We start from the raw sequence: 5,453 nt of genomic DNA, 5'->3' as shown, positions 1-5,453 counted from the left end.
GCTCGCAGAGGTGATTCGCCGGGACTGCCGAAGCCCCAGGGGGTAAGGGCGAGCAGTCCCTTGTCAGGACTCGGACTCGGACTCGGACTCGGACGAGGTGACACCAGTGTCACGCGGGGCGGACCCTGCGCCGCGTGGTCGTGACCGTCTCTGGCGATAATAGGGAGGTGGCCGTCGATCTTCGTGACAGCCGGATCGCTGAGGTGTGCCGGCGTTACGGCGTCGCCGAGCTGTCCGTCTTCGGCTCGGTGGCTCGCGGCGACGACACCGACGATTCGGATGTCGACCCGCTGTATGTGCTGGAGCCCGGCTCAAAGCTCGGTTTCGAGATCGTCGATCTCCGAGATGATCTCGAAAAGATCATCGGACGCCGCGTCGACCTGGTACCCAAGGCCCGGCTGAAGTGGGTCATCCGCGACCGGGTGCTCGCGGAGGCCCGGGTCCTCTATGCGGCGTGACGAGCTCTGCCTCGTCGACATGTTCGAAGCCGCGGTCGCGGCGGCGACGTTCGTCCGGGACGTCGACGAGGCCGCCTTCCTGGCCAGCGAGATGATCTTTCCGTCACGCTGATCACTGGGCATCGCCCCTGGTCGGGGTCTGCGTGGCGACCGGACGGATGGCGACCTCAGGGCCCGCCACCATGATCGAAGGGTTCGTGTCCTGGTACGTCAGGTCCACCGACCATCGCGGGAACGACAGGTGACGCAGGTCCCGTCATTGCGGAGCTTGACGTTCACCGCCGCCAGCACCACTGCCTCATGTCACAGCGTGCCCGCACTACCGCTATCTGACCGAGTCGGCAGTGGGCCCTTGGTAGCTACTATTGATAGCTACCATCTGCGGGAGGCGTTATGGCGGACACGGCGATCGCGAGGCTCTTCACACACGGCCGGAGCCAGGCGGTGCGGCTCCCGAAGGAGTTCCGGCTGCCCGGCGACCGGGTGCGTGTCCGGCATGTGGGAGACGGCGTGCTGCTGGAGCCGATCGCGTCCGACGTCGATGCCTGGTTCGCCGAGCTGGACCGCTTCGTGGATGTGCCGTTGTTCGATGACGGCAGGAACCAGCCGCCGACGCCCGCCGGGGAGGACTTCTTCGGGTGAACTACCTTCTGGACACCAACGCCGTGGTCGCGCTGCTGCGGAACAAGCCCGTCGGCGTGCGGGAACGGTACCGGGAGGCCGGAGCGTCCGGGGATTATCTCGCGCTCTCGTCGGTCGTCTTGTTCGAGCTGTGGTATGGCGTGGCGAAGCAGTGTGCGCAGAGGGGCGGTGTGCGTTCTTGTCCGGTGGTCGTGCCGGTAGGCCGTTCAGTTCTCCTCGAAGCCCGACTGGTCGAACTTCAGGGTCCGGGCGTTCTCGGAGACGGTGCGAACCTGGCCTTCCTCGAAGCCGGTGCTCTTCGTGGCCTCAATCTCGATCTTCACGACGAGCTCGGTGCCGTCCTGGCGGAGGTTGGCGATGATCTCGTCGGCGACGTTCCTGAAGTCAAGGGCGATCTTGTCGGGGTTCAGGGTCTTCACGCCGTAGAACCGCGTCCTGGCCTTGCGGTAGACGCCGGGGTGGTCGGGGTCCGGCTTGAAGGGCTTCTTCGCGTCGTCCTCGCCCGGGGTTTCCGCCAGGCCCGGCGTCGCCTGGACTTCGGCGGCGCGCTGCTTGACGGCAACGTCGGGACGCACCAGTAACAGCGAGTCGGTGGCCACCGGTGCGGCGCCGGTGTCCTCGGGTGTCCAGAGCCCGTCGTAGCGGCCGGCCGAGTCGTCGTAACCGGCGGCGAGTGCGAAGGCATCGGTCTGCCAGATCATCGGCAGGTCGATGATGCCCTCGTTGAGGACCGTCCTGTCGCGCAGGCGAGGCATGTAGGGGTACTGGCTGTAGAGCCCCCACAGGGCGCCGAGCGAGACGTGGCCGTCCTTCCAGATCTGCGGGACCTTGCCGATCGCCAGGCGGATCGTCGACGCGGCCTGCCGTGTCGAGAGGTCGCCGTCGTTGCCGAGGCGGCGGGAGACCCGCTCGGCGAGCGAGTGGGACTGTCCTTCGACCTTGGTCTCGCGGATGAGGAACGGCGCGCTCGGGTCCGGCTGGGCCGGGACGAGCGCCCAGGTGAAGGTCTGCAGGAGCCTGGCCGTGACGGTCTGGTCGGCCTGGGCCTGGCGCTGGGTAGCCTGCTTCTTCTGGTTCTGGGTCAGGTCGAGGCCGGCCTCGTTGTCGAGGACGTGCTTCCAGCCGAGGTGGTCGCGGGTGGCGGTGTCGAGCTCCTCCAGCCGGGCCTCGTCGGGGGCGAGGTAGACGAGCATGTTGCGGTTGGTCCGGTTGGAGCTGCCGCGCTGCTCGGTCGCCTTCTGGGCGAAGTCCTTGGCGGCCGACCCGGCGCCCCGCTTGTGGGCGAACTTCGGGTGCAGGATGACGAGGCGCGCCTCGCTGGTGTCGGGGATGTCGGCGTTGGTCTCCGGGCAGACGTGGACGCCGGCGAAGTCACCCTTCAGGCGGCCCTGGCCGAGCAGCCGTGTGACGACCTCCTTCCACACGTCTTCCTTGTAGAGGCGTTCGGCCTGGTCCTTGGCGGTGCGGGTGATGTTGGGCTGAAGGTCGTACCAGTACTTGCCGGACCCGGAGTAGAAGTACGTCGCCCGGTCGCCGAGCTGGGTCAGCGCGGCGTGGAAGTTGCCCGGGACGTCGCCGGGGATCGCGGTGCCGAGGAAGACCCGCTGGGTGTTGATGCCCTTGTGGACCGAGCCGGGTGCGACGGTCGGGGCGGCGCCGAAGAACACCGTGCGGGCGAGCCGCCTGGTCAGCGCCCGCTGGCCGAACAGCGGCTTCTCCTTGTCGATGCGCGCCGGCTCGGAGTTCGGGCCGTCGACATCGGCATCGATGATCGTCTTCCAGGAGTCCTGGAGATACTGCGTCAGCTCGGCGTTCACGTTCGCGGTGGCGAGCGGGATCGAACCCGGCATGATCAACGGTGACGCGTCCTCGCCCGTCCAGAGCGCGTGGATCACCGTGCTCATCAGCCGCAGCACACCGCGGGTGCGCTGGAAGCGCTCCAGCGAGGACCACTCCTCGTAGAGGGTGTCGAACGTCTCCGGGTGGATCGGGTAGGTCCGTTTGATGCGGTACTCGTACGCCGTGTCGCGCGCCTCACGCGGGAAGTCGTCGGTGTACTTGCGGTACAGCTCCACGTACGCCCTGGCGGTCGCTCCGATCGAGGCGAGCGCGGCGGCGTCGGGCTGTTTGAACAGCCGCTGCTTGACGATGTGGTAGGCCTCGTCCGACGACGCCGGGCGCCACTGGTCGGCCACCCGGCGCACGACGTTCTGGAGCCGCTTCAAGGCTTCGAGCCCGTTGGTGCCGCCGACCTCCTCGGCGTTCCCGGCCACGGTCTCGGAGTCGTCCCCGCTCTCGGAGGCAGGGATCGAGATCGCGAGCAGGACGCCTGAGGTGCCCTTGGCGGTCTCGGTCAGCGACTGGGCGAAGGTGAACTGGTCGTCGAACGTGCCGCCCGCGAGGTCGTCGCGGCCGACGAGCGAGCGGGCGTAGGCGACCCACTCGTCGATCAGGATGACGGCGGGCGCGTACGTCGCCAGCAGCGTGTGGAGCGCGTCGCCGGGGTGGGTGCGGTCGCTGTCCGCGGTGGCGACGATGGCGTACGCCTCGGCACCGCCGAGCTGCCAGGCCAGCTCACCCCAGATCGTGTTGACGCGGGTGCCGTCGTCCTTGGTGACACCGGACGGGCTGAGGTGGTTGCCCACGATCGCGACCCGGTTCACCGCGGTGCCGGTGTAGCCGTTGGCGGTGAGCAGCTCCTGAGTCTCCTGCGGGAACTCGCCCACGGGAAGCCCGGCGGCCAGGTGCCACAGCGACAGCATCGAGTGGGTCTTACCGCCACCGAAGTTGGTCTGAAGGTTGATCACCGGCGAGGCGTTGTCGTCGCCCGAGAGACGTCGCACGGCGCGGCCGATCAGGTCGCGGAGGCCTTCGGTGAGGTAGGTGCGCCTGAAGAACTCGACCGGGTCGGCATAGTCGGAGTCGGCCTCGCCGCCGGTGGCGACCTTGTAGAGGTCGGCGGCGAACTCGGAGGCATGGAAGTTGCCGGTCGCGACGTCGTCGTGCGGCTGGAGCACTTCGCGCCACGGCCTGAGCCCGGTGGCCTCGGGGTTGGCGACCGCGGCCTTGAGGACCTTCCGGTCGTCCTTGTCGGCGGTCACCCGACGCAGGTTGAGCCGGATGCCGCGGACCTCGTCGAACTCGGCGTTCGCGCCGATGAGCTTGAGCAGGCGTTCGCCGGTGTCGAGCGCGCGGTAGGCGTCGTCGTCGGTGAACGAGCCGTTGTGCGCCCAGTCGTTGCGCACCTCGCGGAGCTCGCTGGCGAAGGTTTCGCCGGCACGCCCGACGGCCTGGGTGAACGGGTACCAGCCCTGCTTGTAGCCGCCGGTGATGTTGCCTTCGGTGAGCATGCGGAACTGAACCTGCGGGTCGAGCGGGTCGTAGCTCTTCCCCGCGGGCACGCCGTTCTTGAGGTCCTTCGCCTGGACCAGCTTCGTCCACTCAGCGCCCAGCGCCGGGTCGGCCTGGCCGATCACCGACGAGATGAAGTCGTCCAGCGCCGGCGCGAGGATCTGGAACATCCGCTCGATGCGGTCACGGTTGCTCAGCGCCATCTCACTCGTCCCCCTCGAAGTCGATCGCGGACTGCGTCCTGGCGGGCTTCTTCTGAGTGCGCGCGACCTCCAGAATCTCCGGCCAGCTCGTCACCAGGCTGTTGAAGCTCAAGGCGTCCTTCGGCCAACCGCTGCCCTCCGCGATGCGAAAGAGAAGGTGCGCAAGCTCCTTGACGAGGTCAGCATCAACAGCGCCGTCCGGGCGACTCAACGCCGCCTGGAGAAAGTCGCCCGCCGGGGCGATACCGTCACGCTCCAGCACCTTGATCAGATGGTGGAGCGCCTCCCAGTTGCTGGTATGGCTGTCCTTCAGGACGTCGTAGTCCCACGACAGGTCGGCGGGCCTGATGAGCCGCACGTTGCCAGCCCGGCTCGTCAGGATCTCCTCCCGGTCCATCACGTCGACGCTGGTGTTGCGGGCCCGGGCGAGGTTGTCGGCGTCGCCGAACCTGCCGACGCCGTAGCCGTGCTGCCGATACCACGCGATCGCGAACCGGGAGATCGAATCAAAGTCGCCCTCCTGCTCGGCCAGCACCGTATCGAGGATCTCGTTGATCCGCACCAGCGCCGAGCGCACGGTCATTTTCTTGCCGTCAGGTTCAAGGACCGCGCTGTACCGGCTGAACACCGCCATCCCCGGCCCGATCGCCGCCTGCGGCAGATCCACCGGCGCGATCTGCCCCTGCTGCAACTTCCGCAGCGCCTCCGGCAGCTCCGCCTCAAGCGCCGCGATAAACCCACGCCGGTCCGTCGTCGGCGCACCCTCGGGACGAGGACGCAGCGACAGTACGATCGAGGA

At 68.0% G+C, this 5,453-nt stretch carries 4 protein-coding genes and 2 pseudogenes; 4 read left to right on the top strand and 2 right to left on the bottom strand.

Translation table 11 applies throughout. From position 1 onward, the window contains the following. Positions 1 to 167: 167 nt before the first annotated feature. From NBX02_RS17650 to NBX02_RS23350, 4 genes and pseudogenes are all read left to right on the top strand, one after another. A complete protein-coding gene (locus tag NBX02_RS17650) occupies positions 168 to 458 on the top strand; it encodes a nucleotidyltransferase domain-containing protein (RefSeq protein WP_250292279.1) in 291 nt (96 codons plus the stop codon). Then, positions 448 to 570, top strand: coding sequence for a hypothetical protein (locus tag NBX02_RS23355; protein WP_445548510.1), 123 nt, complete (start codon positions 448 to 450; stop codon positions 568 to 570). Before NBX02_RS17650 ends, NBX02_RS23355 begins: the two co-directional genes overlap by 11 nt. A 281-nt stretch (positions 571 to 851) precedes the next feature. Further along, on the top strand, positions 852 to 1,100 hold the full coding sequence (locus NBX02_RS17645; RefSeq protein ID WP_445548509.1) for an antitoxin: 249 nt from the start codon (positions 852 to 854) through the stop codon (positions 1,098 to 1,100). Next, positions 1,097 to 1,237 (top strand): annotated as a pseudogene (locus NBX02_RS23350) (type II toxin-antitoxin system VapC family toxin); the annotation flags it as partial. The gene NBX02_RS17645 and the pseudogene NBX02_RS23350, both read left to right, overlap by 4 nt. Before the next feature lie 69 nt (positions 1,238 to 1,306). Here the strand turns inward: NBX02_RS23350 and NBX02_RS17640 are convergent. Beyond that, a complete protein-coding gene (locus tag NBX02_RS17640; protein ID WP_250292276.1) occupies positions 1,307 to 4,654 on the bottom strand; it encodes a Swt1 family HEPN domain-containing protein in 3,348 nt (1,115 codons plus the stop codon). 1 nt (position 4,655) lies between these two features. Next, positions 4,656 to 5,453: pseudogene (locus tag NBX02_RS17635) on the bottom strand (hypothetical protein); the annotation flags it as partial.

Origin of the sequence: Protofrankia sp. CiP1_Cm_nod1 (genome assembly GCF_920888515.1) — a bacterium.
Classification (GTDB): Bacteria; Actinomycetota; Actinomycetes; order Frankiales; family Frankiaceae; genus Protofrankia.
The sequence above is the reverse complement of the archived record's forward strand: the minus strand, read 5'-3'. Positions and strand labels throughout refer to the sequence as shown.